Source organism: Psychrobacter sp. I-STPA6b (genome assembly GCF_020662265.1).
Classification (GTDB): Bacteria; Pseudomonadota; Gammaproteobacteria; order Pseudomonadales; family Moraxellaceae; genus Psychrobacter.
The window spans coordinates 1-432 of record NZ_VEWM01000071.1; the positions used below are offsets into that span (position 1 = coordinate 1).

Below are 432 nucleotides of genomic sequence, written 5' to 3' on the forward strand. Positions count from 1 at the left end.
CTAATTGTACAAAACGCTCATTGGCAAAAGAGGCAAAACCACGTGTATTTACCGATTTAAATGTTAATCCACTAGCGTTTATATCAACTCCTTTTAAGTTTTCTAAGCCATCATAAAAAGAGGCAGAAGCCGTGTTTTTAATAGCCCTTGAATCAAAACGTTCAATCGTTACTGGCGATTCCATTACACGCTCAGGAGTTCTTGATGCCGAAATTACAACCTCGTCTAAAGAAGTTGCATTTTCGGTTAAACTAACCACCACAACTTGATTATTTTTTGTTATTTCGATGGTTTTAGAGTGATATCCTATAGATGAAATTTTTATAGTAAAAGGTGGAATATCAACAACTTTCATGGTAAATTTCCCATCAAAATCAGTAGAAGTTCCTACAGCCTTCCTTAAAACCTTAATGTTTGCTCCTGGTAATACTC

1 protein-coding gene is annotated in these 432 nt (G+C 35.2%); it reads right to left on the minus strand.

Going from position 1 to position 432, the window contains the following annotated elements; translation table 11 throughout:
* Positions 1–412 (minus strand): carboxypeptidase-like regulatory domain-containing protein (locus FHK88_RS08500; protein ID WP_319800163.1); only part of this gene is annotated, 412 nt, incomplete at its 3' end.
* Between the last annotated feature and the right edge of the window lie 20 nt (positions 413–432).